General features: G+C 70.4%; 24 protein-coding genes and 3 pseudogenes. 17 read left to right on the top strand and 10 right to left on the bottom strand.

The genetic code is table 11. The features are described 5' to 3' along the window. Positions 1–82 precede the first annotated feature (82 nt). Entirely contained in the window at positions 83–1,018 is a 936-nt protein-coding gene (locus tag IG86_RS0111110) for a LysR family transcriptional regulator (protein ID WP_030829381.1), read from the top strand. Positions 1,019–1,034: 16 nt separating this feature from the next. Here IG86_RS0111110 and IG86_RS0111105 read toward each other — a convergent pair whose 3' ends face one another. Next, positions 1,035–1,844 carry a hypothetical protein gene (locus IG86_RS0111105; RefSeq protein ID WP_030896548.1) on the bottom strand — a complete coding sequence of 270 codons (810 nt, stop codon included), beginning with the start codon at positions 1,842–1,844 and terminating at the stop codon, positions 1,035–1,037. A gap of 155 nt (positions 1,845–1,999) precedes the next feature. On the opposite strand from IG86_RS0111105, the gene IG86_RS0111100 reads away from it, so the two are divergent. Both IG86_RS0111100 and IG86_RS0111095 read left to right on the top strand, forming a co-directional pair. Next, entirely contained in the window at positions 2,000–2,941 is a 942-nt protein-coding gene (locus IG86_RS0111100) for a DUF4097 family beta strand repeat-containing protein (RefSeq protein ID WP_030829387.1), read from the top strand. 1 nt (position 2,942) lies between these two features. Further along, the gene (locus tag IG86_RS0111095; protein WP_030829390.1) at positions 2,943–3,848 is read left to right on the top strand and encodes a PadR family transcriptional regulator; all 906 of its coding nucleotides are present in this window, start codon (positions 2,943–2,945) and stop codon (positions 3,846–3,848) included. Between the two features lie 705 nt (positions 3,849–4,553). On the opposite strand, the gene IG86_RS0111090 is transcribed toward IG86_RS0111095, so the two are convergent. The 4 genes from IG86_RS0111090 to IG86_RS0111075 form a co-directional block, all read right to left on the bottom strand. After that, entirely contained in the window at positions 4,554–5,126 is a 573-nt protein-coding gene (locus IG86_RS0111090) for a Clp protease N-terminal domain-containing protein (RefSeq protein WP_030829393.1), read from the bottom strand. Beyond that, the gene (locus tag IG86_RS0111085; RefSeq protein ID WP_030013034.1) at positions 5,126–5,335 is read right to left on the bottom strand and encodes a helix-turn-helix domain-containing protein; all 210 of its coding nucleotides are present in this window, start codon (positions 5,333–5,335) and stop codon (positions 5,126–5,128) included. The genes IG86_RS0111090 and IG86_RS0111085 overlap by 1 nt, the downstream gene beginning before the upstream one ends. 72 nt (positions 5,336–5,407) lie before the next feature. Further along, positions 5,408–6,370, bottom strand: coding sequence for a zinc-binding dehydrogenase (locus tag IG86_RS0111080; RefSeq protein WP_030658890.1), 963 nt, complete (start codon positions 6,368–6,370; stop codon positions 5,408–5,410). A 171-nt stretch (positions 6,371–6,541) separates the two neighbouring features. Continuing rightward, on the bottom strand, positions 6,542–7,744 hold the full coding sequence (locus IG86_RS0111075; protein ID WP_030658893.1) for an NAD(P)-dependent malic enzyme: 1,203 nt from the start codon (positions 7,742–7,744) through the stop codon (positions 6,542–6,544). Positions 7,745–8,270: 526 nt separating this feature from the next. On the opposite strand from IG86_RS0111075, the gene IG86_RS0111070 reads away from it, so the two are divergent. The 3 genes from IG86_RS0111070 to IG86_RS0111060 are packed head-to-tail and all read left to right on the top strand — an operon-like array spanning position 8,271 to position 10,975. After that, on the top strand, positions 8,271–9,233 hold the full coding sequence (locus tag IG86_RS0111070; protein ID WP_030829396.1) for an ABC transporter substrate-binding protein: 963 nt from the start codon (positions 8,271–8,273) through the stop codon (positions 9,231–9,233). 39 nt (positions 9,234–9,272) lie between these two features. Next, complete coding sequence (locus tag IG86_RS0111065) at positions 9,273–10,214, top strand: amino acid ABC transporter permease (RefSeq protein WP_030829399.1); 942 nt, start codon at positions 9,273–9,275, stop codon at positions 10,212–10,214. Next, on the top strand, positions 10,214–10,975 hold the full coding sequence (locus IG86_RS0111060; protein WP_030829402.1) for an amino acid ABC transporter ATP-binding protein: 762 nt from the start codon (positions 10,214–10,216) through the stop codon (positions 10,973–10,975). Before IG86_RS0111065 ends, IG86_RS0111060 begins: the two co-directional genes overlap by 1 nt. A gap of 106 nt (positions 10,976–11,081) precedes the next feature. On the opposite strand, the gene IG86_RS0111055 is transcribed toward IG86_RS0111060, so the two are convergent. Next, positions 11,082–11,882, bottom strand: coding sequence for a class I SAM-dependent methyltransferase (locus IG86_RS0111055; RefSeq protein ID WP_030896541.1), 801 nt, complete (start codon positions 11,880–11,882; stop codon positions 11,082–11,084). Positions 11,883–11,964: 82 nt separating this feature from the next. Between IG86_RS0111055 and IG86_RS0111050 the strand changes: the two genes are divergently transcribed. Continuing rightward, positions 11,965–12,594 carry a CGNR zinc finger domain-containing protein gene (locus IG86_RS0111050; protein WP_030829408.1) on the top strand — a complete coding sequence of 210 codons (630 nt, stop codon included), beginning with the start codon at positions 11,965–11,967 and terminating at the stop codon, positions 12,592–12,594. Here IG86_RS0111050 and sodX read toward each other — a convergent pair. After that, entirely contained in the window at positions 12,498–12,920 is a 423-nt protein-coding gene (sodX, locus tag IG86_RS0111045) for a nickel-type superoxide dismutase maturation protease (RefSeq protein WP_030829412.1), read from the bottom strand. The genes IG86_RS0111050 and sodX overlap by 97 nt on opposite strands. A gap of 172 nt (positions 12,921–13,092) precedes the next feature. On the opposite strand from sodX, the gene sodN reads away from it, so the two are divergent. Continuing rightward, entirely contained in the window at positions 13,093–13,488 is a 396-nt protein-coding gene (gene sodN / locus IG86_RS0111040; protein ID WP_030896537.1) for a superoxide dismutase, Ni, read from the top strand. A 7-nt stretch (positions 13,489–13,495) separates the two neighbouring features. On the opposite strand, the pseudogene IG86_RS41050 reads toward sodN, so the two are convergent. Continuing rightward, positions 13,496–13,690 (bottom strand): annotated as a pseudogene (locus tag IG86_RS41050) (tyrosine-type recombinase/integrase); the annotation flags it as partial. Here IG86_RS41050 and IG86_RS0111030 point away from each other — a divergent pair. From IG86_RS0111030 to IG86_RS42935, 6 genes and pseudogenes are all read left to right on the top strand, one after another. Then, positions 13,690–14,373 (top strand): annotated as a pseudogene (locus tag IG86_RS0111030) (tetratricopeptide repeat protein); the annotation flags it as partial. The pseudogenes IG86_RS41050 and IG86_RS0111030 overlap by 1 nt on opposite strands. A 1-nt stretch (position 14,374) precedes the next feature. Then, positions 14,375–14,904 (top strand): annotated as a pseudogene (locus tag IG86_RS38590) (NUDIX domain-containing protein). 240 nt (positions 14,905–15,144) lie between these two features. Further along, the gene (locus IG86_RS0111020) at positions 15,145–17,307 is read left to right on the top strand and encodes a sensor histidine kinase (RefSeq protein ID WP_030896532.1); all 2,163 of its coding nucleotides are present in this window, start codon (positions 15,145–15,147) and stop codon (positions 17,305–17,307) included. Positions 17,308–17,356: 49 nt separating this feature from the next. Then, positions 17,357–18,037, top strand: coding sequence for a hypothetical protein (locus IG86_RS0111015; RefSeq protein ID WP_051785087.1), 681 nt, complete (start codon positions 17,357–17,359; stop codon positions 18,035–18,037). Further along, complete coding sequence (locus IG86_RS0111010; protein WP_063761510.1) at positions 18,034–19,137, top strand: ComEC/Rec2 family competence protein; 1,104 nt, start codon at positions 18,034–18,036, stop codon at positions 19,135–19,137. The genes IG86_RS0111015 and IG86_RS0111010 overlap by 4 nt, the downstream gene beginning before the upstream one ends. Before the next feature lie 120 nt (positions 19,138–19,257). Continuing rightward, positions 19,258–20,592, top strand: a complete 1,335-nt coding sequence (locus IG86_RS42935; RefSeq protein WP_157854808.1) for a DNA methyltransferase family protein — start codon at positions 19,258–19,260, stop codon at positions 20,590–20,592. 351 nt (positions 20,593–20,943) lie between these two features. Here IG86_RS42935 and IG86_RS0111000 read toward each other — a convergent pair whose 3' ends face one another. After that, positions 20,944–21,168, bottom strand: coding sequence for a hypothetical protein (locus IG86_RS0111000; RefSeq protein WP_030896525.1), 225 nt, complete (start codon positions 21,166–21,168; stop codon positions 20,944–20,946). 119 nt (positions 21,169–21,287) lie between these two features. Here IG86_RS0111000 and IG86_RS0110995 point away from each other — a divergent pair, with 119 nt between their 5' ends. Continuing rightward, complete coding sequence (locus IG86_RS0110995) at positions 21,288–22,040, top strand: hypothetical protein (protein ID WP_157854807.1); 753 nt, start codon at positions 21,288–21,290, stop codon at positions 22,038–22,040. A gap of 135 nt (positions 22,041–22,175) precedes the next feature. Further along, positions 22,176–22,886, top strand: coding sequence for a hypothetical protein (locus IG86_RS0110990; RefSeq protein WP_030896521.1), 711 nt, complete (start codon positions 22,176–22,178; stop codon positions 22,884–22,886). A 16-nt stretch (positions 22,887–22,902) separates the two neighbouring features. Here the strand turns inward: IG86_RS0110990 and IG86_RS0110985 are convergent, their stop codons facing one another. After that, positions 22,903–23,088, bottom strand: a complete 186-nt coding sequence (locus tag IG86_RS0110985; RefSeq protein ID WP_010061466.1) for a DUF6104 family protein — start codon at positions 23,086–23,088, stop codon at positions 22,903–22,905. A 134-nt stretch (positions 23,089–23,222) separates the two neighbouring features. Here IG86_RS0110985 and IG86_RS0110980 point away from each other — a divergent pair, with 134 nt between their 5' ends. Further along, positions 23,223–25,421 (top strand): VMAP-C domain-containing protein, encoded by a 2,199-nt coding sequence (locus IG86_RS0110980; protein ID WP_030896515.1) that lies wholly within the window; start codon positions 23,223–23,225, stop codon positions 25,419–25,421. Positions 25,422–25,454: the final 33 nt, after the last annotated feature.

Genomic DNA, 25,454 nt, shown 5'->3' with positions numbered 1-25,454 from the left:
AGCCCAACTGGCGTGAGAATGGCGGGATTCGGGGGGCTATAGGTGGCTGGTGCGGTCCACGGGCCCGGCCTACCCTCGGGGCATGGAGCTTGAGGTCAGGCACCTGCGCGCGCTGTGCGCCATCGCCGACGCCGGAAGTCTGCACAAGGCTGCCCGGCAACTCGGCGTGAGCCAGCCCTCGTTGACGACCCAGTTACGCCGGATCGAACGGGCCCTGGACGGCGAGCTGTTCCTGCGCGAACGGACCGGCTGCCGGCCCACACCTTTCGGCCGCACCGTACTGGGCCGGGCCCGGCCGCTTCTCGCCGACATGGCCGCCCTGGTGGCCGAGGCCCGCGCCCAGGCCCACGGCCCGCGGCTGCGCATCGGCTCGACGGCCAGCCGGGCACTGCCGGGATGGCTGCGCCGGCTCCACCGGCGGCTGCCCGACACCGAGACCTCCCTCCTGGTGGACGTCTCCGCCAACGCGCTGCTCAGGATGGTCGCCGCGGGGCAGCTGGACGTGGCGTTCGTGCACGAGGTGGAGGGCAGCCCGCTGCGGGTGCCCGAGGGGCTCCAGACGCACGTGCTGATGGAGCGCGAGCCGCAGTTCGTCTCGATGCCGAGGGACCATCCCGCGGCGGGGCAGGAGATCGTCTCCTTACGGGACCTGGCCGCCGACCGCTGGGCGGTGGACCCGTCGGTCGACGGCGAATGGGACGGCCTGCGCCGGGTCTTCGCCGGGGCCGGGCTCGACCCGCCGGTACTGCACACCGACTACCACACGGCGACCTCGCTGATCATCTCCGGCGAGGCGGTCGCCCCCTGCCAGCCCACCTCCGGGCCGCGCGAGGACATGGCGATCCGGCCGCTGTGCGGGGACCCCCTCGCCGTGCGGCTGCTGCTGGCGACCCGCCCCGGCGCGCACGCCGAGGTCTACGAGGACCTCCGCGCGGCCTACCGCGAGGCCGCCCTGCGCACACCCCCGTACCGGGCGTGGCTGCACCACCACGCGAGCCCCCTGCTGGAGGCGGCCTGAACCCTGCCGACACCCCCTAGCGGCGCGCGCGTGCCCGGTCGTAGGCCAGTGAGAGGGTCCCCTGGGCCAGCAGGAGGGCCCCGGCCGCCGCCGACGCCGGGCTGCGGCGCCGGGCCGCCCACACCAGCAGCGGCGCCCCCGCCGCGACCTGGGCCGCGCCCAGCAGACGGGCCTTCGGGCCGTGGACCCAGGGGCCCAGCGGGCCCGCCTCCACCGCGTCGAGTTCGGCCCGCACGGCGTCGCGCCAGCCCGACCACTCCACCGTCTCGGCGCCCGGTGCCACCCGGGCCGCGCCCCGCAGCCGATCGGCCGGTTCTCCCGGTGTCAGACCGGGCGGCAGGGTCAGCCCGGCGCGCGTCAGCAGCGCGACCAGCCCGCGCAGCCGGGTTCCGCCGTCAACCTCCGGCTCGGGATCGGGGCGGGTGAGCCGCTCCAGTTCCTCCAGGTCGAGTACGGGATCCAGTCCCAGCCGGGCCGCCAGCGTCCGCATCGCGCCGGGCTCGCCCGCCGGCCGTCCCGCCGCGTCCCATTCCTGGGCGACGGTCCGCCGGAAGCCGCCGGCCAGCGAGAAACCGGCACGGCCCCCCTCCCACCACAGGCCCAGCACGGGCCAGTTGGTTCCGACCGCGATCGCCGAACCCCAGCCGGAGAACACCTCGCCCACGCTCGCCCCGCCGTCGAGCCACGGCTTGTCCTCGGGAACGAGCACGGTCCAGGCGCCCGCCGGGGCGAGCAGCAGGCGCACGCGCAGCAGGTGCGCGGGGGAGCGGGCGGCGAGGGGCTCGGTGCGGCAGAGCAGCATCCCGCCGGTCGGGGTCCTGGAAATTGACATGCTCACACGCTAAGGCAAAACACCCCCAAATGGCGGATTCCGACACCACTCTTGACTTCGCAAAGCCGCGATATATCGTGTTCTGTAGAAGACGCGATATGTTGCGTGCGTCGAGCCCGGTCCGTGAACGCACGAGGAGGATCAGCACCATGGCAGAGCAGTCGTCCCAGCCGTCGCGGTCGACGTGGCACTTCGCCGAACCGCAGAAGCTCACCTTCGAGGAGCCGGTGACCGAGCTCCGCGTGCGCGTCGTCAGCGGCACGGTGAACGTGGTCGCCGCCGAGGAGGGCCCGGCCCGCCTGGAGGTGACCGAGGTCGACGGACCGCCGCTGTACGTCGTGCAGGAGGACGGCGTCCTCACCGTCTCCTACGAGGACCTGCCCTGGAACGGCTCCCAGGGCCTCAAGCAGTGGTTCGAGGACAAGCCCTGGAAGACCTGGTCCGCTTCCTCCGCCCGCCGCAAGGTGTGGGAGCGCCGCGCGGCGGTGACCCTCACCGTGCCGGCCGCCACCCGGGTCCACGTGGCCACGGTCGACGCCACCGCCTTCGTCTCCGGCATCTCCGCCGCCACCGACGTCAAGGGGGTCTCCGGTGACGCCACGCTCGTCGGACTGTCCGGCCGGGTCAAGGCGCACACCGTGTCCGGCAGCGTCGAGGCCCAGTCCGTCACCGGCGACCTCGGCTTCCACTCCGTCTCCGGCGGCCTGACCGTCGTCGACGGCGCGGGCGTGAGCGTGCGGGCCGACTCCGTCAGCGGCGACATGCTGATCGACCTGGACCCCGGCCCGGGCGCGGCGCGCCCCGTGGACATCGCCCTGAACTCCGTCTCCGGCGAGGTCGCGATCCGCCTCCCGCACCCCGCGGACGCCCGCGTCGAGGCCAACACCGCCACCGGCGGCGTCTCCAACGCCTTCGAGGACCTGCGGGTCTCCGGTCAGCTCGGCGCCAAGCGGATCACCGGCACGCTCGGTTCCGGCGCCGGCACCCTGCGGGCCACCACGGTCTCCGGTGCCATCGCGCTGCTGCGCCGCCCGCAGGCCGACGCCCCCGCCCCCGCCGCTCCGCTCGCGCTCGACAAGAAGGTGCTCTGACATGCCGCCCGTCTTCGCCCACGGCCGCCTCCGCCTCTACCTCCTCAAGCTGCTGGACGAGGCGCCGCGCCACGGGTACGAGGTGATCCGCCTGCTGGAGGAGCGCTTCCAGGGCCTCTACGCCCCCTCCGCGGGCACGGTGTACCCGCGCCTGTCCAAGCTGGAGGCGGAGGGCCTGGTCACCCATGCCACCGAAGGCGGGCGCAAGGTGTACTCCATCACCGACGCGGGCCGCGCCGAACTGGCCGACCGCAGCGGGGAACTGGCCGACCTGGAGCTGGAGATCCGCGACTCGGTCACCGAGCTGGCCGCCGAGATCCGCAGCGACGTCCGGGGCGCGGCGGGGGACCTGCGGCGGGAGATGCGGGCGGCGGCCTCCGCGTCGGCGACGCAGGTGGGCGAGGACGACTCCTGGCAGGCGGCCAAGGAGGAGCTGCGCAAGGCCAGGCAGGAGTGGAAGGAACAGGCCCGCCGGGCGAAGGACGAGAGCCGCCGGGCCCGCGAGGAGGCGCAGGCGGCCCGTCGCCAGGCCAAGGAGGCCCAGGACCGGGCCCGCGAGGAGGTCCAGCGCATCGCGGGCCAGCTCCAGGAGCAGTTCGCCAAGTCCGGCGGCGTCCTGGGCAGTCTGGCCGGAGCGTGGCTCGGCGGCACGCAGGGCCCGGGCGCGGACCGGCCGTCGGACCAGCCGTCGGACCGGGCTTCGGACCGGGCTCCGGGCTGGGCCGCGGACCTGCCGGCCACCGGTGACCCCGCCCGTGATCTGGACCGGCTGCTGGACCGCTTCCGCGACCAGGTGCGGGACGCTGCGCGGGACCACGGGGTGACCGCGGCCCGGGTGGCCGAGGCCCGTGACCACCTCGCGGCCGCCGCCGCCCGCTTGAGCGGCACCTTCGGCTCCCGCCCCTGACCACCGGGACTCCGCCCCGCACCCCGCGCCTCAATCCCCGGCGGGGCTGAGGTGTGCGAGCCCGGGTGGTGCCCGGCGGGGCTGAAAGGCCGGGGCTCCGCCCCGGACCCCGCGCCTCAATCGCCGGCGGGGCTGGATGGTGCTGGCAGGGCCGGGTGGCGCCCGGGTGGTGCCCGGCGGGGCTGAAAGGCCGGGGCTCCGCCCCGGACCCCGCGCCTCAATCGCCGACGGGGCTGGGGTGTGCCGGCGAGGCTGGGAGTGGGGGCGGGACTGGGGTGTGCCGGTCAGGCTGGCCGGTGCGGATTGGCTGAAGTGCCGCTGGGGGTGGGTCGGTCGGGTGTGTGGCGGGGTGTCCCCGCAGGGCGTCGAACGCAATTCCGCCCCGCTGCTCGTCCGCCCCTCACGTTCGGCGCCCGAGGGGATACCCCGGCGCCCGCCCGGCCCCGCCCGCGCCCCGGCAGGGGCCCGGGTGACACCCCCGCACACCCGCCGCCCGAGCGGGCCGGAGCGGACCGTGTCCCGACCGACCGCCACCGCCGGGCACCCGCCGCCGGAGCGGGCCGGAGCGGCCGTGTCCCGACCGACCGCCACCGCCAGGCCATCCGCGCCGACCGGCCGACAGACCGCCACCGCCCGACCCGACCGCCACCGCCGGGCACCCGTCGCCGGGCCGTCCGTCAGTGCCGAGGCGGCCCGCCGGTCCGGTTATGCCGCCAGGGTGGTTTCCGCCGTGCTGTAGGTGATGCCGTGGTCCGTCAGGATCTCGGAGGCGGTGCCGGGGCGGGAGAGCAGGGCCAGCAGGAGGTGCAGGGTGCCGATGTGGTCGTCCTTGCGGCCCAGGGCGATGCGGAGGGACTGTTCCAGGACCTTCTTCGAGCCCTCGGTGAAGGGGACGTGGCGGCTGCCGCCGCGATCGTCCGGCTCCGCACGTCCCAGCGCGGAGCGCAGCGAGGCGCCCAGGGTCCGGCGGCGCGGCGCGGGGGCCGCGAGGGCGCCCTCGCCGTGGGCCTCCTCGATCCGGGAGACGATCTCGGTGAGGTCGATGCCGAGTCCGGCCAGCGCCTCCTCGTCCGCCCGGGACATGCCGCCCCGGCGGCGGGCCGCCGCGAGGTCGGCGGCCACCGCCGCGCGGTCCACGCCGAGGGGGTCCAGGGCGCCCAGGGCCAGCAGGGACAACAGCAGGTGCTCCTCGGTGACCGTGGCGGCCCCGGCCTGCCGGGCCTCGGCCACCGCCCCGGTCACGGTCGACCGCGCGTCGCGGGTGAAGCGTTCGAACATCAGAGCCTCCCGTACTTCTTGTGCACGGCCTGCCGGCTCACGCCCAGCTCGGCCGCGATCTCCTGCCAGGACCAGCCCTGTGCGCGGGCGCTGCGTACCTGCACGGCCTCCAGCTGCTCCAGCAGCCTGCGGAGGGCGGCCACGGCGCGCAGGCCCACGCGCGGGTCCCGGTCACCTGCCCGTTCGGCGAGATCGGTCGCTTCCGTCATGCATGTCAATGTAGGTTGACGCGGGAGGTGGCGTCAACCCCAGTTGACATCGGGCCGGGCGGGCCCCGGAGGTCAGGGCTTGAGGACGATCTTGCCGAAGAGGTCGCCCGACGCGAGCTTCTCGAACCCCTCCCTCGCCCGGTCCAGCGGCAGCACCTCGTCGATCACCGGCCGCAGCCCGGTCGTGGCGCAGAAGGCGAGGAGGTCCTCCAGCTCGTCCTTCGAGCCCATGGTCGAGCCCACGACCTTCAGCTCCAGGAAGAAGATCCGGGTCAGCTCGGCGTGCGCCGGGCGGTCGCCGCTCGTGGCTCCGGAGATCACCAGGGTGCCGCCGGGACGCAGGGACTTCACCGAGTGGGACCAGGTGGCGGCGCCGACGGTCTCGATCACCGCGTCCACCCGCTGCGGCAGCCGCGCGCCCGGCTCGAAGGCCTCCACCGCGCCGAGCTCCACGGCCCGCTTGCGCTTGGCCTCGTCGCGGCTGGTGGCGAAGACCCGCAGGCCCGCAGCCTTGCCGAGGGCGATCGCGGCGGTCGCGACACCGCCGCCGGCGCCCTGGACCAGGACGGAGTCCCCGGGGCGGACCCCGGCGTTGGTGAAGAGCATCCGGTAGGCCGTCAGCCAGGCCGTCGGAAGGCAGGCGGCCTCCTCGAAGGACAGCTCGGCGGGCTTGCGCAGGACGTTCCAGGCGGGGACGGTCACCTGCTCGGCGAAGGTCCCCTGGTAGCGCTCGGTCAGGATCGAGCGGGGCTCGTCCGGGCCGACCCCGTGGCCGCTCTGGCCGATCACGGAGTGCAGGACGACCTCGTTGCCGTCCTGGTCGGTCCCGGCCGCGTCGCAGCCGAGGATCATCGGGAGGCTCTCCTCGCCGAGGCCCACCCCGCGCAGCGACCACAGGTCGTGGTGGTTGAGGGAGGCGGCCTTGACGTTCACGGTCACCCAGCCGGGGCGGGCCTGCGGGGCGGGGCGGTCGCCCAGCACAAGGCCGTTCAGCGGCTGGTCACGGTCGATTCGGGCGGCATAGGCAGCGAACATGCCGCGACGCTACCGCTCGGTAGGGCCCGGTTCCAGACCTGCCGCGACCGCGCCGGTGAGGCCTTCGTCGCACCCGCACCCGGCCGGCGGCCTCCCGGCGCCGCGCGGACGACGAGAGGCCCGGCCGGAGTCGATCCGGTCGGGCCTCTTCGCGCACGTGCTCGGTCCGGGTCAGACCAGGCGGGCCACGCCGTCCGCCTTCGCGGCAGCGGCGACCGCCGCGGCCACGGCCGTCGCGACACGCTCGTCGAACGGCGACGGGATCACGTAGTCGGCGGCGAGCTCGTCACCCACGACACCGGCGATGGCGTCGGCGGCGGCGATCTTCATGCCCTCGGTGATCCGGGTGGCGCGCACCTTGAAGGCACCCGCGAAGATGCCCGGGAACGCCAGCACGTTGTTGATCTGGTTCGGGAAGTCCGAACGGCCCGTGGCCACGACCGCCGCGTACTTGTGCGCGACGTCCGGGTGGACCTCCGGGTTCGGGTTGGCCATGGCGAAGACGAACGCGTCCTTCGCCATCGTCGCCACCGCCTCCTCGGCGACGGAGCCGCCGGAGACGCCGATGAACACGTCCGCGCCGGCCAGGGCCTGCTCCAGCGAGCCGGTCTGGCCCGTCTTGTTGGTCAGGCCCGCGATCTCCGCCTTGACGTCCGTCAGGTCGGAGCGGTCCGCGGACACGACGCCCTTGCGGTCGGTGACGCAGACGTCGCCGATGCCCGCGTCCACCAGGATCTTGGCGATGGCGATGCCCGCCGCGCCCGCGCCCGCGATCACGGCGCGCAGGTCGCCGAGGGTGCGACCGGTGAGCTTGGCGGCGTTGCGCAGCGCGGCCAGCGTGACGATGGCCGTGCCGTGCTGGTCGTCGTGGAAGATCGGGATGTCCAGCGCCTCCTGGAGGCGCCGCTCGATCTCGAAGCAGCGGGGCGCGGAGATGTCCTCCAGGTTCACCCCGCCGAAGGACGGCGCCAGACGGATGACCGTCTCGACGATCTCGTCCGTGTCCTTGGTGGCGAGCGCGATCGGAACCGCGTCCACGCCACCGAACTGCTTGAAGAGGATGGCCTTGCCCTCCATCACGGGGAGGGAGGCTTCCGGGCCGATGTCACCGAGGCCGAGCACGGCCGTACCGTCGGTGACGACGGCGACCACGTTCGACTTCCAGGTGTACTCGTTCACCAGCTCCGGCTGCTCGGCGATGGCGGTGCACACCTTCGCCACGCCCGGGGTGTACGCCAGGGACAGGTCGTCCTTGTCGTTGACCGGAACCGTGGCCTGGATGGCCATCTTGCCGCCCCGGTGCAGTGCGAACACCGCGTCGGGGTTGTTGTCCGTCGCACTGTCGCTGCGAGGGTTGACGATCTCCGCTGCCACTTCGTGTGACCCCTTAATTCCTTTTGTTCGTTGAGGGTGGCCACTCCTGGTTAAGGGGTGGGCGGGCACCGCGTCCGTACTCCGCATCGACGGTTGGCCCGTCTCCGCGAAGGGGAGGTTCGTACGCGCGGGCGCGCCGCACGCGCGCCCTGAGCCCCGGATGAGGGGTGTAAGGATCTGTTCTACCCGAAGAACACTCGCTCAGACGAGTCGATTCCGGCTCAACCGTAGGTCACTTGCCCGCCTTTTGGCGAAAAGTCCAAACCTTGCCGTCCGGTGGGCGAGACGCTCCGTAGAAACTGCGCCCAAAAGGCCTGGTCACGGCAGTATCTGCGGCCTCGAACCCTCTTGCCCGCAGTCCTGTTGGCCTACCCCGGTCGCCCGTTATGCGATTTTGACCTGACGGGCAGCCTGAATGTCTCAGTCCGAATGGCAAGATGCCGTAATCACACAAGGTCGCGACACTCGATGGTGCGTGTCCGACCGTTTTTCGATGCTTTTCCACCACTGTCGGAGGAACGAAGCCATGACCGCAAGCACCACCCGTCGTACGACCGCCGCCCGGTCCCGGATCGCCGCGGTCGGCGCGATCGCGGTCGCCGGCGCCCTGATCCTCACCGGCTGTGGCGACCAGACCGACAAGGCGACCTCGACCCCGTCGGGTGCGGCGAACAACAGCAGCGCGCCGCTCTTCTCGAAGCTCCCGAAGAAGATCCAGGACGCCGGTGTGATCAAGGTCGGCACCGACGCGACCTACGCGCCGATGGAGTTCACCGAGGGTGGCAAGATCGTCGGCGTCGACCCCGACGTGGCGGCGGCCCTGAGCAAGCAGCTCGGCGTGCAGTTCAAGTTCGAGTCGGGCACCTTCGACACGCTGATCGGCAGCATGCAGACCGGCCGCAGCGACCTGGTCATGTCCTCCCTCACCGACACCAAGGCCCGTCAGGAGGGCCTGGACGACAAGGGCGCCAAGACCGGTGCCGGTGTCGACTTCGTCGACTACTTCTCCGCCTCGACCGGCATCCTGGTCAAGAAGGGCAACCCGCAGGGCATCAAGACCCTCGACGACCTGTGCGGCAAGACGGTCGCCGTGCAGCGCGGCACCACGTACGAGGAGTCCGCGAAGACCCAGGCCGAGAAGTGCAAGACGGACGGCAAGGGCGAGCTGAAGATCGAGTCCTTCCCGACCGACGCCGAGGCCCAGACCCGCGTGAAGGCCGGTGGCGCCGCCGCCGACCTGAACGACTCCCCGGTCGCCGCGTACATCGCGCAGACCGCCGGCGGCGGCAACGACTTCGAGGCCATCGCCAACCCGACCGACGCCGGCCTCTTCGGCATCGCGGTGGACAAGAAGAACACCGAGCTGCGTGACGCGCTCAAGGAAGCCCTCGACGCGATCATCAAGGACGGCACCTACAAGGCCGCCCTGGACAAGTGGAACGCCGGTTCCGGCGCCGTGACCGAGGCCAAGATCAACGCCGGTTCCTGACCTCCGCGTACCACCGCAGCACACTGAAGGGCAGTCACTGTGACTGACAAGCTCGACAAGGACCCGGGTCCGGCGGACACCCCGCCGGCCGGGGCCGTACCCCCCGAGGCGATCCGTGCCATCCCGGTCCGCCACTACGGCCGCTGGATCAGTGCCGTCGTCGTCATCGGTCTGGTCGTGGCGCTCATCGTCGCCTTCTCCCAGGGCAACGTCCGCTGGGCGACCGTGCCGGAGAAGCTGTTCGACCCCAGCATCCTGCGTGGTGTCGTCAACACGATCTGGATCAGCATCACCGCCATGGCCCTGGGCCTGGCGCTCGGCGTCCTCTTCGCCGTGATGCGGCTCTCGAAGAACCCGGTGACCAGCACCATCGCCTGGTTCTACATCTGGCTCTTCCGCGGCACCCCGGTGTACGTGCAGCTCCTCATCTGGTTCAACCTCGCCCTGATCTTCCCGATCCTGAACCTCGGGTTCTACAAGGACGAGATGACCCAGGTCATGACGCCGTTCCTGGCCGCCCTGCTGGGTCTGGGCCTCAACGAGGGCGCGTACATGGCGGAGATCGTCCGTGCCGGCATCCAGTCGGTCGACGAGGGCCAGACCGAGGCCTCGCACGCGCTGGGCATGACCCGGACGCAGACCATGCGCCGCGTCGTCCTGCCCCAGGCCATGCGGGTGATCGTGCCGCCGTCCGGCAACGAGTTCATCAACATGCTCAAGACCTCGTCCCTGGTCGTGGCCGTGCAGTACTTCGACCTGCTGCGCGCGGCCCAGGACATCGCCTCGACCTCGTTCGCGGTGATGGAGATGTTCTTCGTGGCCTCGATCTGGTACCTCGCCCTGACCAGCGTGTTCAGCGTCGGCCAGTACTACCTGGAGCGCCGCTACGCCCGTGGTGCGCTCCGCTCGCTGCCGCCCACGCCGCTGCAGAAGATCAAGGCGAAACTGTCCAGCTTCTCGAACCGCAAGGCGGTGGCCTGATGACTGCCATGGTGAAGGCCGAGGGCGTCCACAAGTCCTACGGTGCGGCGCACATCCTCAAGGGCATCGACCTGGAGGTCGCCCCGCGTGAGGTCTTCTGCCTGGTCGGCCCGTCCGGCTCCGGCAAGTCGACCTTCCTGCGGTGCATCAACCACCTGGAGCAGATCAACGCCGGCCGGCTGTACGTCGACGGAGACCTCGTCGGCTACCGCCAGAAGGGCGACAAGCTCTACGAGCTCAAGGACAGCGAGGTCGCGGCCCAGCGCCGGGACATCGGCATGGTCTTCCAGCGCTTCAACCTCTTCCCGCACATGACGGCCATAGAGAACGTCATGGAAGCGCCGGTCATGGTCAAGGGCGAGTCCAAGGCGGTGGCGCGCGAGCGCGCCGCCCGCCTGCTGGACCGGGTCGGCCTCGGGGACAAGGGCGGGAACTACCCCACCCAGCTCTCCGGCGGCCAGCAGCAGCGCGTGGCGATCGCCCGCGCGCTGGCGATGGAGCCGAAGCTGATGCTCTTCGACGAGCCCACCTCGGCCCTGGACCCGGAGCTGGTCGGTGACGTCCTGGACGTCATGCGCGACCTCGCCGACTCGGGCATGACCATGATCGTGGTCACGCACGAGATGGGCTTCGCCCGCGAGGTCGGCGACAACCTCGTCTTCATGGACGGCGGCGTCGTCGTCGAGTCGGGCCACCCGCGCGACGTACTGGGCAACCCCCAGCACGACCGGACGAAGGCATTCCTCTCCAAGGTGCTGTAGTCGGCGGCGCCGGGCGCCGCACGTGGACACGGCCGAGGGGCGGTACGGAATTCCGTACCGCCCCTCGGCCGTGCCGTCGGTGTCCTTTCCGGGTTCTCCGGATCCCCTACTTCAGACCTAGGACCAGCGCGTCCGAGGGCGAGCACCAGACCGTACGGGCCTCCGCGAAGCCCGCGGCGCGCAGCGTCTCGGCGTGCCAGGCCGCGGAGGGGGTGTCGCCGTCGGCGTGCTCCCCGTAGATCTCGAAGCGGCGGGCGGTGGGCTCGGCCAGCGCCGGCTCGGCGGCGGCCAGGGCCCACCACTCGCGCCAGTCCACCGCCCCGGCCGTCTTCGCCCGGTCCATGCCGGCGTGCCGGTGGGCGCGCTCGGCGGCGTTGATGCGCGGGGTGGCCGGATCGGGCATGTGGTCGGCGTTCATGAACACCCCGCCGGGGGCGAGCAACGGGGCGAGCTGCCCGTACAGCACGGCCAGCTCCTCGCCGTGCAGCCAGTGCAGGGCGGTCGCGGTCAGGACCGCGTCGTAGGTGTCGTGGGGGAGGGCCGAGCGCCAGGCGGGGTCCTTGAGGTCGGCGGTCACGAAGGCGACCCGCTCGTCGCCGGCGAAGTGGCCCCGGGCGATGGTCAACAGCGCGGGGTCGAGATCGACGCCCGTACTGGTGGCTCCCGGGAACCGCTTGAGGACGCGGTCCGTAATACTTCCCGTACCGCATGCGAGATCCAGCACCCGGGGGGTGGGTCCCACCAGTGCCTCGACCATGTCCAGCATCACCCGGAACCGTTCCTCGCGGTCGGGCATGTACCACTCCTGCTGGCGGTCCCAGCTGTCCTGCCAGGCCTGCCAGTCGGTACCGGTCCGTCCCGCGTCGGTCGTGTCGGTCGTGTCCGCCGTGTCCGTCGCATCCGCCATCCCGAACCCCTCCCTACGTAATACCCTCGAAGACGTCTCAGTCGTTACGAGAGACATTAATCCGCAGCCGTAAGGACTACAAGTGGAACTGGCCCATTACTCGGACTTCGCCGTGCGCCTGGTCAACACCGAGGAGCCGGCCCGCAACAAGGACGCGCTCACCTCGGTGGACGCCGTCCGCGCCCTGTTCGGCGCCAGCCAGCAGATGGCCCGCCGCGTCACGGACACCGACATCACCCGCTTCCGCAACGTCCGCGGCCGACTGCGGGCCGTCTTCGAGGCCGCCGACGGCGGCGACCACGTCCTCGCGGTCGACCTGCTGAACTCGCTGCTCATGGAGTTCCCGGTCAGCCCCCAGGTCTCCGGCCACGAGACCCTCGCCGACGACGGCCGCCCCGACTGGCACATCCACCTCGCCGAACACCCCTCCAACGCCTCGGCCGGCTACGCCGCCATGGCCGCCATGGGCCTGGCCTTCGCCCTCACCGAGCACGGCCCCGACCGCCTCGGCCTGTGCCAGGCCGCGCCCTGCCGCAACGCCTACCTCGACACCTCCACCAACCGCTCCCGGCGCTACTGCTCCGACCGCTGCGCCACCCGGGCGAACGTGGCCGCCTACCGCGCCCGCAAGCGGCTGGAGGCCGAGGCGTCGGCCCGCAGCACGCGCAGCGACGAGGCGGCCCAGGACAACCGGGCCCTCAGCGAGCGCTGATCCTCCTCGCGCGGCCGGAACCGCAGGACCGCCGTCGCCAGCACCAGCTCGCCGGGCACCGGCCCGTAGTCGGTGCTGTCGCCGGTCCGGTTGTACGGGTTGTCGCCGAGCACCCACCACGAGCCGCCGGGCCGCCGCTCCACCGCGCGCTTGACCACGAGCAGGTCCTGCTGGAAGGGGTGGCGCAGCACCACGATGTCACCCGGCCGGACGGCGGCTCCGTACCGGACCACGAGCCGGTCCCCGTCCAGCAGCGTGGGCACCATCGACGGGCCCGTCACCTCCACCACCTCGAACCGCTTGCGCGGGCGCGCGTTCTCCACCATGCGTGTCCTCCTCGTCACTCCCGCATGCTGCCGCACGGTCCCGTACATTCGCTCACCGGTCCGGCCGTGACCCTGGACTTTTGTCCTAAGCCCATGGGGGCGGCCGCGAAATCCGGTTCCCCAGCGAGTAATGTCCCCCCTTGAGAAGACGATCACGAGGAGGACAAACTCCATGCTTTCCCGCCTCTTCGCCCCCAAGGCGAAGGTCTCCGCCCACTGCGACCTGCCGTGCGGCGTGTACGACCCTGCCCAGGCCCGCATCGAGGCCGAGTCCGTCAAGGCCGTTCAGGAGAAGTACCAGGCCAACGACGACGCCGACTTCCGCGCGCGCGCCATCACCATCAAGGAGCAGCGCGCCGAGCTCGCCAAGCACCACGTCTCGGTGCTGTGGAGCGACTACTTCAAGCCGCCGCACTTCGAGAAGTACCCGCAGCTGCACACCCTGGTCAACGACACCCTGAAGGCCCTCTCGGCCGCCAAGGCGTCGAACGACCCGGCGACCGGCCAGAAGGCCCTGGACCTCATCGCCGAGATCGACCGCATCTTCTGGGAGACCAAGAAGGCTTGATCTCCCTCTAGGCGGCCTGAACTGCACTTTCGCGGGTCGCACCGCTTAGCTGTCCGCACCCGGTCCGCAGGCCGCCGAGCACGGCGTCCATGACGGCCCGGGTGCGGTCTTCTTCCCCGGGCCACAGGTGCGCGTAGATCCGCAGCGTGATGACGGCGGACGCATGCCCGAGGACCAGCTGCACCTGCTTGACGCTCGCGCCACGGCCTCGGCCAGGAAGGCGCTGCCCAGCGCTACTACAAGCTCGCCTGCGAAGCCGACCCCCACGGCCACGCCGCCTGGATGATGCGCGCTCTAGCCCACCAGGCCCTCAGCCTCAAGCACCCCCACCACTGCGTCGACCTCGTCGAAGGAGCCCTCCGCACAGGTCTCGGCCACATCGACGGCCAGACCGAGGCACTCCTCCACATCACCCATGCCCGCGCCTACGCCGCCACCGATGAGAAGTCGTCGGCCGCACGCGCCCTGCTTGCCGCCGAAGACGCCCTCCTCCGAGACGACGGTCCCCAGCCCAGCTACTCACGCGTAAGCGGCCCCGCTGCCGGCACCGTGACCAGCCACACCGCCCGCACCCTCACCGACCTCGCCGACCACATCGGCACCGAACAACAGCACCGCGACGCCCTCACCCGCTGGGACCCTGTGAAGTACAAGCGCGTCCACGCCCTTACCCACGCCGACCTCGGCGACAGCCTCGCCGCCCAAGCCCGCGCCGACGAAGCCGTTGCCGCCTGGACCCGGGCCCTGCTTGTCATGGAGGGCATGACCTCCGACCGCACCCGCAAGGCGATCACCTCGATCCGCTCCACGCTCGCGGTCTACCAGCGCCGCCGCGTTCCCGGTGCCGCCGATCTCGCCCGCCGTGCCCGCGAGGCGCTCGCCTAACATGCCCAACAACCCGCCCGACGAAGGGAACACCGTGGCCCAGCAGACCGACGACCGCTCCCAAGCCCTCAAGCCGGCGCTCGAATCGATGCCCCTGCTGGTCGCGGCTGTCATCGTCCACGACAAGGCCACCAACCGCGTCGTCCTCCTCCAGCGCAGCGAGAACGCGAAGTTCGCCCAGGGAATGTGGGACCTCCCCGTCGGCAAGAGCGAACCGGGCGAACCGATCACCGAGACGGCCGTCCGCGAGCTGTACGAAGAGACCGGTGTGACCGTGAAGCCCGAGTCTCTCAAGGTTGCCCACGTCATCCACGGAGCTTGGGGCGTGGAGGCCACCAACGGCTTCCTCACCGTCGTTTTTGCCACGCACGAGTGGGCCGGTGAACCCGAAAACCGCGAACCCCGCAAGCACTCGCAGGTCTGCTGGGTAGATGCAGGCGCAATCCCCGGGAACTTCGTGGACACCACCTCAAGCGCCCTCCGCCGGTACCTTACGGGGGCCCGGAAGTCTCCCTCGACGGCTGGCGATAGGAACGCCGATGCCGCTCCAGCCTGGAGGACGGCTGCCGTTCTTCAGGCTCGACCGGACTACCGGTGGGCTCTTCCAAGGTGAACGCACCGATCGGGCCCCCTCGAGGCTGACGCACTGCCTGGCTACATGTGGCTTCTTGTCACTCATGTTCACCGCCGAGGAGACGGCTACGATTTCCCGATGACCCGCCCGCTCGATCGAGCGGCGGTGCCTTGGCCGCGCCGTACAGGAGGAACGCCTTGACGCAGCACCACCTCCGTTTCGCCCCGGAGATCCTCGCCCGGCTCGGTGAAGAACTGGTCCCACACGCGGATTTGGGCATCATGGAGCTCGTCCGCAACGCTTATGACGCGGATGCCACGATCTGCCGACTGCAGATGAGTGAAGCCGAGCAGCCCGGCGGAACGCTCATCGTCTCGGACGACGGCGACGGAATGACAGCGGGCCAGCTCACCAATGGTTTTCTCCTCATTGGGAAGTCTGGAAAGGCGTCGAACACCCACACCCGTACCGGTCGGCGAAGGGTAGGCGAGAAAGGGTTGGGCAGAATTGCCGCCCTCCGCCTCGGCACTCATGTCACCGTGCGCACGCGCTCTGTGGACGACCCGGACATCGAGCACACGCTGACCATTGACTGGGACCGCATCGACGCGTCTGACGCCGTGGAAGACGTCCCCCTGGCTATAAAGAGCCGGAAGTCCGAGGGAGATACCGGCACGACCGTCGAAATCACGGGGCTTCGCCAGCGAATCGCCCAGCAGGACGCAGACCGTCTCGCGCGGTCGGTGCTCATGCTTACAGGCCCCTTCGCCGACGGTTCGGCGTTCCGAGTGACCTGCGATTCCCCGGAATTCGAGAACTTGTCCAGGGTGATCACTGCGGACCTGCTCCAGTGGGTCGAGTTTCGGCTCGTGGCTGAGCTGGACGAGCACGGAAAGGCTTCTGCGACTCTCTACAACTGGCGTGGTGAAGTAATTAAATCGGCGGGCCACGACGATGTAGGCAAAAAGCGCCAAGGGCGTGGCGATCGCAGTGCGCCTCTGACATTTTCCGCGCCGCCAGCTGCGTTCGAGATGTGGATGTTCAATCTCAACCCCGGGGCCTCCAAGGAGATTCGCTTCGCGCAGCAGCCCACAGCGGAGATCAAGGAGTGGCTCAAGCAGGTGGGCGGAGTCCATCTTTACCATCGGGAACTTCGCGTACAGCCCTACGGGGACATGGGGAACGACTGGCTGGTCATCAACCTACGGCGTGCAGCAAGCCCCGAGGGCCGCGCGTCCACGAATAACTCCGTTGGCCGCATTCGGGTGGAGGACCCTGACGAGCTCCTCCGGCCCAAGACGGACCGCAGCGGGTTCGTCGACAACCTACAGTTTCTCGAACTGCAGGAGTTCGCAAAGCGTGCCCTGGACTGGTCGGCGGAGCAGCGACTTGAACTGCGGGAGCAACGTCGCATTGGCGCAGTACCCAAGGCGCGCGACCGGGTCAAGGAAGCCGAGAAGCAGTTCCGCAACCTGTTGGAGGCCATCAGCCCGAAGGACACCGAAACGCCAACTCTGGACGGAGTCGCCGATTCCGCAGTGCTGGAATCCTTCACCGCCGGAGCCTCTGAGGTATTCGACTCTCAACGTCAGGAAATCGAAGCACTCCGCGAAGACCTCCTCTTGTACCGCACCCTGGCCACGGTCGGAACCAGCACCGCGGTCTTCGCACACGAGGCGATGAAGCCAGCTGCCCGCATCATCAACGAGGTCAAGACGGTCAGCCGTCGAGTCAAACAGCATGTCTCAGAGGACGAGTACAAGGAAAGGTTCCACTCGTCGGTCGAGAACTCGATCGACAGCGCCAAGACCCTAGAGACCTTCGCTCGTCTCCCATTGACCCTCCTTACGAAGAACAAGCGACAGATCACCGACGTTGACTTCGACCGGGAGTGCCCGGCAATCGTCCGACTGTTCTCCCGATATCTCGACGAGAGGGGTATCCAGGTCACCTACGATCTGGGCGCGGAGGGCGCAATCGTCCGCAGCACGATTGCCGACATCGAGTCAATCCTGTCCAACCTGATCGTGAATGCCGCACACGCCTTTACGCGTACGGATGCCATCCGGCCCGAGCGCACGATCCGCATCCGAACACGCCTGGCCGTGGAGGGAGACACAACTCGCCTGTGTCTCTCCGTCGATGACTCAGGTCCCGGAATCCGGGAAATCTCGCTGAGCGCGATCTGGCTGCCGGGCAAAACAACACGCGACAACGGGACCGGGCTGGGCCTCACAATCGTCCGGGACATCGTCGCGGACCTGGGAGGCACCCAAGAGGCGCGTCAGCACGGCGAGTTGGGCGGCGCACGTATCATGGTGTGGCTTCCGGTCCAAGTCGCCGGAGGTCAAGAGGCATGAGCTGGGGGGCCGCGTGAACGTACGTCCGTTGACAGAGGGATCGTCGATCGTGGTCATCGACGACGACGTCAATGACGCAATCAGCCTCATCCCTACGCTCCAGGACGCGGGTTTCCGCACGGAGATGATCACCCAGTTCACGCCGGGCCAGGACGCCGACGCGTTCCTCGCCTCCTTGGGCGATCGCTACGACGCCGTGGTGTGTGACCACATCCTTGCGGGGCGCGGCAACGTCCGCTTCACGGGTGCGGAGCTGGTGTGCAAGGCCAACCAACGCGCGGGTACGCCGTTGCCTGCCGTGCTCATCAGCAGCCATGTGAACACCGAGCAGAACGGGGCGATTCTGCGCTGGCGCGAGGGCATCCCAAGCGTTGTCGACAAAACTGATGCCTCTGACGAGGTGATCGAGGCGCTCCAGTACACGCTGGCCGAGCTGGCGGGAAACTTGGCCCGAGAGCGTCGAGCATTCGCAACGCCTATCGAAGTCCTTGAGGTCCGGCCCGGGGGCGAGGAACCCAAGGCAAAGGTCGTCGTGGTCGGCTGGAAGATCGACTCCTCCGTCTGGATGCCGCTGCGCCCCATCGAGGAGGCCACGGGCCTCCGACCAGAAGAGCTGCCCGGCCGGTGGCTTGAGGCCGAGGTGAACTGCTACGCGAAGGAAGCCTCCGAGCTCTTCTATCGCAACATCATTCTCGCTCCCGACCTGCCGCAGGGGTGGCTCACCGCATGACCGATCTGAACACGTCCACCGAGCTGCCGCTCAGCCGGCAGCCAGAAGCAGACTTAGCTGTCACCGTCCTGGATGTCGGGCATGGAAACTCTGCTGTGGTGCGCGACGGTTCCACTTGCGCCGTCATTGACGCGGCGCCCGGCGACATCGTCCAACGCGAGCTGGATCGTGTCGGATGCAAGCACATCGAGCATCTGATCATCTCGCACTCGGACCAGGACCATGCCGGCGGCGGCCCGCAGATCCTCCTCGACCCACTGCGCACGGTAGGAACCGCCTGGTTCAACACGGACGCGATGAAGAACACTCGAATCTGGGAACGCCTGATCCGAGCTGTTCACACCCGTTACAGAAGCGGCGGATTCGGCGGGCACCAGATGCTGCACACCGAGACTTCTCAGACGCTGCATTGCGGCCGGGCGAGGCTCGAAGTCTGCCACCCCAGCTTCCTGATGGCTGCCACCGGCCCGACGGAGACCTCCCCGACCTTCGGCAAACTGGCCACGAACACTGTGTCGATCGTGGTCCGCGTGCACCTGGAGGAGGAACCCGCCGTCCTCTTTGCGGCCGACATGGACGCGGTGGCACTCCAGCACATTCAGGAGAACGGCCATCAGCTGTCTGCGCCAGTTCTCGTCTTCCCCCACCACGGAGGGCTCCCAGGCAACGCCGATCCGCAGTCCTTCGCTAAGGAGCTGACAGAGCTCGTGGCACCTCGACTGGTCATCTTCTCCATTCGAGGTGGGCTGCGCCCTGCCAACCCGAATCGAGAAATCATGGAGGGTGTGCGGCTGGCAGCCCCGGACGCCCACATTGCGTGCACACAGCTTTCCGTCCACTGTCACGAAGAGTCGCAACTAGTCACGGACCGGCACTTGGCAGTCCTCCCGGCAGCGGGCCGCAAATCTGGTCGGTCTTGTGCAGGCAGTGTGACCGTGGCACGTGTCGAGGCAGGGCTTCGGTTTGACCCACCGCTGGAAACCCATCGCTCGTTCGTCGACGGCGGCTCTGTAACCAGCCCGCTCTGCCGACTCCCCATCCCCGGTCCACGCAAGGCTTCCAACAGCGTCGGCCGCGAGAAGGCAACTGATGGGGCATAGCACGACGTGATGCGGTGATCCGTTCCCAACTCACGTGGCCCTGCTGCAGAATGACATCGTAGCTAATCCGAACACTTGATCCAGAACGTCATCCCTTCCGGATCAGCAGGAGGGGAATGCATGAGTATCGCTGCATACGGCACCTACGCACGCCAGCTTGAGACCTTGGTGACCGACGTGGCCTCAGGTCATTGGCGCCGAGTGGCTGACGACGTAGCGCATGCCCTCAACGGCCAGGCATCGGCGGAGCTGCGACGCACGGTTTCGCGAGCAGACCGTCGTGCCGCCGGATCCTTCTTCACGACTGGCGAAGTCCGGCAGTCGTACGAGGAACTACTGGATCGCAGCGCAGTGTCCGGACGGACACTGGTGATCTGGGACCCCACCTGTGGCGCAGGAGACCTGCTCATCGCTGGCACTGGGCAGTTCCCACTGGGGGCGACACCAGCGGAGACGCTCACCCTGTGGAACCGCCGAGTAAGGGGCCACGACCTCTACGATCCCTTTGTAACGGTGGCCCGCATGCGGCTGGTTCTAGCCGTGCTGGACCGCCATCGGGCTGTCGGATCCGATGCGCCGCTCAAGGAACACCGATGGCGCACCGCCTTCCCACTCCTGCAGGTCGGCGACGGCCTGCAGGCATTGCGTGAAGCGTCCGAAGGCCGTGGCTTCGGGGGCCGACTGCTTCTAAATCCGCCATACGGCATGGACACGGCGCTCCCTGGCTGTACATGGTCGACGGGCAGGACGTCCTTGGCGGCGACGTTCACCGCTCATGCGTCAGCCGCGCTGGCCCCGGGCGGGAGGCTCTTCGCTGTCCTCCCTGACGTACTGCGCAGCGGAAGCCGCTACCGGGCCTGGCGAGACCAGCTTGCCGAGCGGCTGGAGATGGAGGAGATCCGCCCCCACGGTCTCTTCGACGACCACACCGACGTAGACGTCTTCCTACTTTCTGCAATACGGAGGAGTAGGGGTCACGCCGGCGCAGTTGCGTGGTGGCCGCCAGCCGCGGTCACCACGGACAGTACGATCGGCGACCACTTCCGCATTGGAGTTGGCCCCGTTGTCGACAACCGAGACCCTCACGACGGACCAGAGGTTCCCTACCTCACAGCGAAGGAATTGCCGGGCCAAGGTGAAATGGGGCTTCCACTGCGCAGCCGCCGCTTCGGTGGGCGTTTGATCGATCCCCCTTTCGTGGTCATGCGCCGAACATCTCGGCCAGGTCAAGGAGCCAGAGGAGGCGCCCGCGGAACCGGGGTTCTCATTCAAGGCGCTCAGCCGGTGGCTGTGGACAACCACCTGATCGTGGCCGAGCCGTTGGCAAGTGGCGTGACACGCTGCCGTGAGCTGCTGGAGGTGTTGGACGGGCCGAAGGTCGTCCACTGGCTCGACGAGCGCATTCGCTGCCGCCACCTAACCGTCACTGTTGTCCGATCACTCCCCTGGGGCTGACCTGCACCTGCACAACGGGTAGACAGACTGAAAGTCGGGCTAGGCCAGCGCACGTTGGTCAGGTAGGGCACGAGCGCGAAGCAGCAAGATGGCGGCGATGCCAAGTCTGCAATCACCGAGGGCCTGCCGAGCGGACATCAGTCCGCACACAGTCCGCAGGACACCCGATCAAGACCGTCGTACCCCATCGCCAGCCATCACCAAAAGGCCAGGTCAGCGGCCTGCAGCGGTCAACGCCGCAGGTCACCGACCCAGCCCATTACTAGGAGACCAAGGCCGCCTGAGCCTTCCTTCCACGCGCAGAGGGGCCCGTCCGCGATCGCGGACGGGCCCCTCTGCGTACCGGACCGCCTACCGCCCCCGGCTGCTCACCAGCAGCGTCCGCGTCCACGCCGTCAGCTGCCGCACCATCACCTCCGCCCGGCGGTGCGCCGACGGGAAGAACGGGAGCAGGACCAGCGCCGGCACGAAGGCGACGGTGACGATCACGAGGGGGACCAGGGCGAGCAGGACGATCAGGGAGCGCTGGGCCCACCGGGCGGGGACGAGGAGGGCGGAGGCGAGGCGGATCGGCATCGGGCGACGTCCTTTCGTGGCGGATTCGGTGACCTGCCCTCAACCGTCGTCGGAGTTCGCTACGTTGCGAAAGGCGCAACCGTTGCCAACGGGCGGGCAACCGCCGAAGGGGGAGCGCGGTGACCGAAATCGCACTTGGGAGGGGCCGTACCGGCGATGTCGAGCCGGGCGCCGTGCCCGAAGTCGCGGCGCTGGGCAACAGGTTGACGGACCTGTTCAACGGACTGGGCGTGACGCAGGCCGCGTACGCCGCACGCATCCACGTCGACAAGTCCGCCGTGTCCCGCTGCCGCGCCGGCAGGCGCGTCCCACCACAGGCCTTTGTCGACCAGCTCTTCACGGAGATATCCCGGCACCTGGGCGCCTCCGTACAGGAGCACGTCAAAGACGCCGTCCGGCAGCAGCGCCTCGACGCGCTGCGGGTGACCAACCCCGACGCCTACGAACTGGACTCGCTGCGGGCCGAGCTGGACCGCTCCCAGCGTGAGACGTACCGGACGGGGCTGCTCATCGAGTCGCTCACCGACGCCCTGGAGAAGAAGCAGCGCCAGGTCGAGGACCTGACCGGTGACCTGACCCGCCAGCAGATCGACTGGGCGGCGGAGCGAAGGGAGTCCGCCGGCCGCTACGTCCGGCTGCGCGAAGAGCAGGAGGCCGGTGCCACCGCGCGCGACCAGCTCCTGCGGCTGATCGAGGAGCTGCGATCGCAGCTCGCCGAGGCGCTCCGGCAGCGGGACCGGGCCGAGGAGCACGGACGGCAACTGCGCGCGAGGGTCCTGAGCCTGGAGGAGGAGCTCGCCGGCCGGCAGGGGTACGACGCACCGGACCTGCCGGCCCTGGAGGAGGTCCAGGAGCTGCTCGGGGAACTGTAGCGGGCCGGCGATCATGCGGGAGTCGTCCGGGAGCTGGTCACCGCGGCCCACGCCCGGCCACTGGCGGACGTCCTCGCACTCGTCGACTGGCTGCCGGCCGCGGCCGCCGGGCAGCTCGTCGCCGACGCGGCCCGGATGCGGCCCGTCCCCGACGTCCTGGCCGTCGGCGCCCATCCGGGTGTCGCCGATTCGGCCAAAAACCAGACCGCCCTCATCGAGGGGCTGGCGGCCCGGCTGTCACCGGCGGAGCTGGCGCGGGCATGCGGCGCATGGGCCGCCCTCCCCGAGGACGGGTCGAGACTCGCCGACCGGGCCCTCGCCGCGGCCGTGCGTGCGACGAGTTCACTGGACGAGGCACGGCAGGCCCTTTCCCCGGTGGCCGAGCTGTACCGGGGCGCCTGCACACCGCGCGCCACAGGGCGCGCACTGGCCGTCCAGTTCAGGAAGACCTCTTTGCTGGACACCGTCCTGATGGCGCTGGAACTCCCCTGGCCGGAGCTGATCACCTGGCTGACGGAAGTCGACGCGGCGCCCTACGGAGGGCGCACGGAACCACGCTTCCTGCCGGGGCTGCTCGACCTGGACCCCGAGGTGCGGACGGCAGTGGTCCGGGCCCTGGCCGCGCACACCTCGATCAGGTCATCGGTCCAGTTCGCGCAGGAACTGTACGGCGAACCGGGAGACGAGCGGCGAGCGGAAGGGAGGGTGCTCCTGGAGGTGTTCCTGGAGGCGGGCGAGGCCGCCCGCGAAGGATTCGAGGGCAGGCTCCGGAGCCAGACCCACTCCACCCACCTGAGGAACGCCGTCGCCCGATGGAGCCGCACCCTCCCGGTGGACCGGTCCTGACCGCGGACCGCCCCGACTACTCGTCCTCGTCGTCCTCGTCGTCCAGCCGGGCCAGCCAGGTGGCCAGGCGTTCCACCGGGACCTCGAAGTCCGGGTTCAGGTCGACGAAGGTGCGCAGCTGCTCGGCGAGCCACTCGAAGGTGACCTCCTCCTCGCCGCGCCGCTTCTCCAGCTCCTCGATGCCGCGATCGGTGAAGTACAAGTCGGGCTCCGTGCCGTGATGTGGATGTGCAGGGAATGTTTCCCGCCAGGATAATCCGCGGCGCCCGCCAGACCTCCCGTCGCCGGCGCCGCCGACGCTAGCCTGGTCGTCTCACCAGCGGGCGGGGGGCGCGGATGACCGACGGGCGCACGACCGGGACGGCGCGCGCCTTCGAGCTCCTCGAACCTCTCGTCCAGGCGGCGACGGTACGCGTCCACGCCCCGCCGGGCGGGTATGACACCCCCGGCAGCCATCGGACCGGTCCCACCTGGGGGAGCGGTTTCTTCATCGCCCCCGGCTGGGTCCTGACGTGCGCGCACGTGGTCGGCGAAGGGGGTGCCGCCGTGCGTCTGACAGGTCGCGAGGTCGGCATCACCTTCCACTCCGGCAGACCCCGCTACGGCGGCCCCGGCGTGCCGGGCACCGTCACCGGGACCGTCACCGGGCGCGTGGAGTGCGTACTGCCCGAGCGCCTGGAGGAACGGCGGCCCGGCCGGAACGCCCTGTGGGACCTGCCCGACCTGGCGCTGATCAGGGTCCTGGCCCCCGTCTCGCACGCCTGCGTCTGGCTCACCGACCGCTCCAGGCCGCGCTTCGACGAGGTCGCCTACTTCGGCTGCACCGAGGACCTCGGAACCCCCGAGATCACCGGCCGCACCACCCGGCTGCGCGGCACCGCCGGGAACGGCGCCGCCATCCGGCTCGCCGACGACGACGAGATCGACCCCGGCATGTCCGGCGGGCCCGTCGTGGACCTGGCCCGCGGGGAGGTCGTCGGCGTCGTCAAGGCCCGCCGGCACACCGGGGGCGGCGGACTCGCCGTCTCCGTCGTGCAGCTGCGCACCCTCCCGATGGCCGCCAGGGGCCAGGTCGGGCTCTACCGCCGGATCATGCAGGCCCACGACCTCTACCACTACGACCAGCACCTCAGCGACCTCGACAACCGCCGGACCTGGACCGACGTGCACGGCGAGCTCCCGCCGCAGGAGCGCGACCCGTACGGCGGCCGCGGCCGCCTCACCCCCGGCGAACGCACCACCCTGTGCGGACTCCTGGCCGAACTGCCCCCGCCCAGCTCGTCCGAGGCCGTACGGGCCCTGGTCGAGGCGGTCCGCGGCGAGGAACCGGACCCACAGCCGCCGGCCCCGCTGAGCTGGCGCGACGGGCTGGGGCTGCTGCACGACCCGCCGGGCGGGACCGGCGAGGCCGCGGCCATGCTCCGCTACGCGACCGACGTCAGCGTGGCCGAGTACCGGGAGCCCCCGACGCCGGGCGCCGACGAGGAACTGTGGGACTGGGTACGGGCCACCGCCGAGCGGCTGTGGCGGCCCCTGCGGCGGGAACTCGGCGAGCGCCACGAGCGGGGCCTCGCGGAGCGGGAGCGCCGCCGCCGGGCCTCGGCCGGACGGGCGGCGGGCGGCCCGGCCCGGCGGGCCGGCGGACTGCCGCCCGGCGCCTCGGTCCTGCTGGAGGTGTGGGCGCACGGCTGGGAGCACCTCTACGACTGGCGGGTCTCCGTGCTCGCCGGCCCGGCCCACCCCGGGCGGCTGACCCCCGTGGACTCGGGCGTACGGGCCACCGTGGCCGGTCTGCCGGAGCGGTTACGGGCCCCGCTCGCCGAGGCCTTCCGGCGGTGCGACACCCACGTCGCGGCGGCCCTGCTCGAAGTGGCCGTGGCCCCCGAGCTGTTCGGGCTGGCGGTGGAGGACTGGGTGGTGGCCGGCGGAGTACCGCTGGGCGTGCAGAGGCCGGTGGTGCTGCGCCACCCCGGAGGCCGCAGCGCCGCCCCCGGTCCGGCCCTCGGCCCGAACGGCCCGGGCACCGGCCCGGGCGGTCCGGACATCCCTCCGGGCGGTCCGCAGGCGCACCCGGCGGACCACGAAGCCGGCCGGGCCGCCGCCCGGTGGGCCCGGGTACAGGCGGGACCGCTCCAGGACGAACGGGCCGACTGCGCCGGGGGCCGCCCGCGCGCACCCTCCGCCGAATGGCTGTCGGGCCTGCCGGACACCACCGTCCCCGTCCACTGCCGGGCCGCCGACCAGGAGCCCACGCTGGGGTCGCTGCACGCCGTACGGGACGCCGGCTACGGGGTGGCCGTGACCCGCAGGCCGCCGCCGGACCCCGGGGTGTCGTGCGCGCCGTTCCACCGCGGGCTGCGGGAGGAACTGGCCGACGCGGGAAGGGCGGAGGTGCTGCCGGTGCGGCTGCAGACGTTGCGGGGCCGGGCGTACGGGGCGGACCCCGACGCGTACTGGGCGGCCGGGGCGGGGCTGGTGTGGGAGGACCCGGCGCGGCCGCTGCCGGACGTCGAGCCCCTCCACGGCGACCTGTGACGGCGCCGGGCCCGGCGGATTCGAGGGAGGGAC

This window comes from Streptomyces virginiae (assembly GCF_000720455.1).
GTDB lineage: Bacteria > Actinomycetota > Actinomycetes > Streptomycetales > Streptomycetaceae > Streptomyces > Streptomyces virginiae.
Note: the sequence above shows the minus strand (reverse complement) of the source record. Positions and strands in the feature narration are given on the sequence as shown.

What these genes read in the sequence shown, in the direction of transcription:
- IG86_RS0111055 (WP_030896541.1), bottom strand. Translation starts at nt 11,882, where the DNA reads ATGGCGGATGCGACGGACACGGCGGACACGACCGACACGACCGACGCG.
- IG86_RS0111060 (WP_030829402.1), top strand. Translation starts at nt 10,214, where the DNA reads ATGACTGCCATGGTGAAGGCCGAGGGCGTCCACAAGTCCTACGGTGCG.
- IG86_RS0111080 (WP_030658890.1), bottom strand. Translation starts at nt 6,370, where the DNA reads ATGTTCGCTGCCTATGCCGCCCGAATCGACCGTGACCAGCCGCTGAAC.
- IG86_RS0111095 (WP_030829390.1), top strand. Translation starts at nt 2,943, where the DNA reads ATGCCGCCCGTCTTCGCCCACGGCCGCCTCCGCCTCTACCTCCTCAAG.
- IG86_RS0111000 (WP_030896525.1), bottom strand. Translation starts at nt 21,168, where the DNA reads ATGCCGATCCGCCTCGCCTCCGCCCTCCTCGTCCCCGCCCGGTGGGCC.
- IG86_RS0111100 (WP_030829387.1), top strand. Translation starts at nt 2,000, where the DNA reads ATGGCAGAGCAGTCGTCCCAGCCGTCGCGGTCGACGTGGCACTTCGCC.
- sodX (WP_030829412.1), bottom strand. Translation starts at nt 12,920, where the DNA reads ATGGTGGAGAACGCGCGCCCGCGCAAGCGGTTCGAGGTGGTGGAGGTG.
- IG86_RS42935 (WP_157854808.1), top strand. Translation starts at nt 19,258, where the DNA reads ATGAGTATCGCTGCATACGGCACCTACGCACGCCAGCTTGAGACCTTG.
- IG86_RS0111085 (WP_030013034.1), bottom strand. Translation starts at nt 5,335, where the DNA reads ATGACGGAAGCGACCGATCTCGCCGAACGGGCAGGTGACCGGGACCCG.
- IG86_RS0111090 (WP_030829393.1), bottom strand. Translation starts at nt 5,126, where the DNA reads ATGTTCGAACGCTTCACCCGCGACGCGCGGTCGACCGTGACCGGGGCG.
- IG86_RS0111110 (WP_030829381.1), top strand. Translation starts at nt 83, where the DNA reads ATGGAGCTTGAGGTCAGGCACCTGCGCGCGCTGTGCGCCATCGCCGAC.
- IG86_RS0111010 (WP_063761510.1), top strand. Translation starts at nt 18,034, where the DNA reads ATGACCGATCTGAACACGTCCACCGAGCTGCCGCTCAGCCGGCAGCCA.
- IG86_RS0110990 (WP_030896521.1), top strand. Translation starts at nt 22,176, where the DNA reads ATGCGGCCCGTCCCCGACGTCCTGGCCGTCGGCGCCCATCCGGGTGTC.
- sodN (WP_030896537.1), top strand. Translation starts at nt 13,093, where the DNA reads ATGCTTTCCCGCCTCTTCGCCCCCAAGGCGAAGGTCTCCGCCCACTGC.
- IG86_RS0111070 (WP_030829396.1), top strand. Translation starts at nt 8,271, where the DNA reads ATGACCGCAAGCACCACCCGTCGTACGACCGCCGCCCGGTCCCGGATC.
- IG86_RS0110980 (WP_030896515.1), top strand. Translation starts at nt 23,223, where the DNA reads ATGACCGACGGGCGCACGACCGGGACGGCGCGCGCCTTCGAGCTCCTC.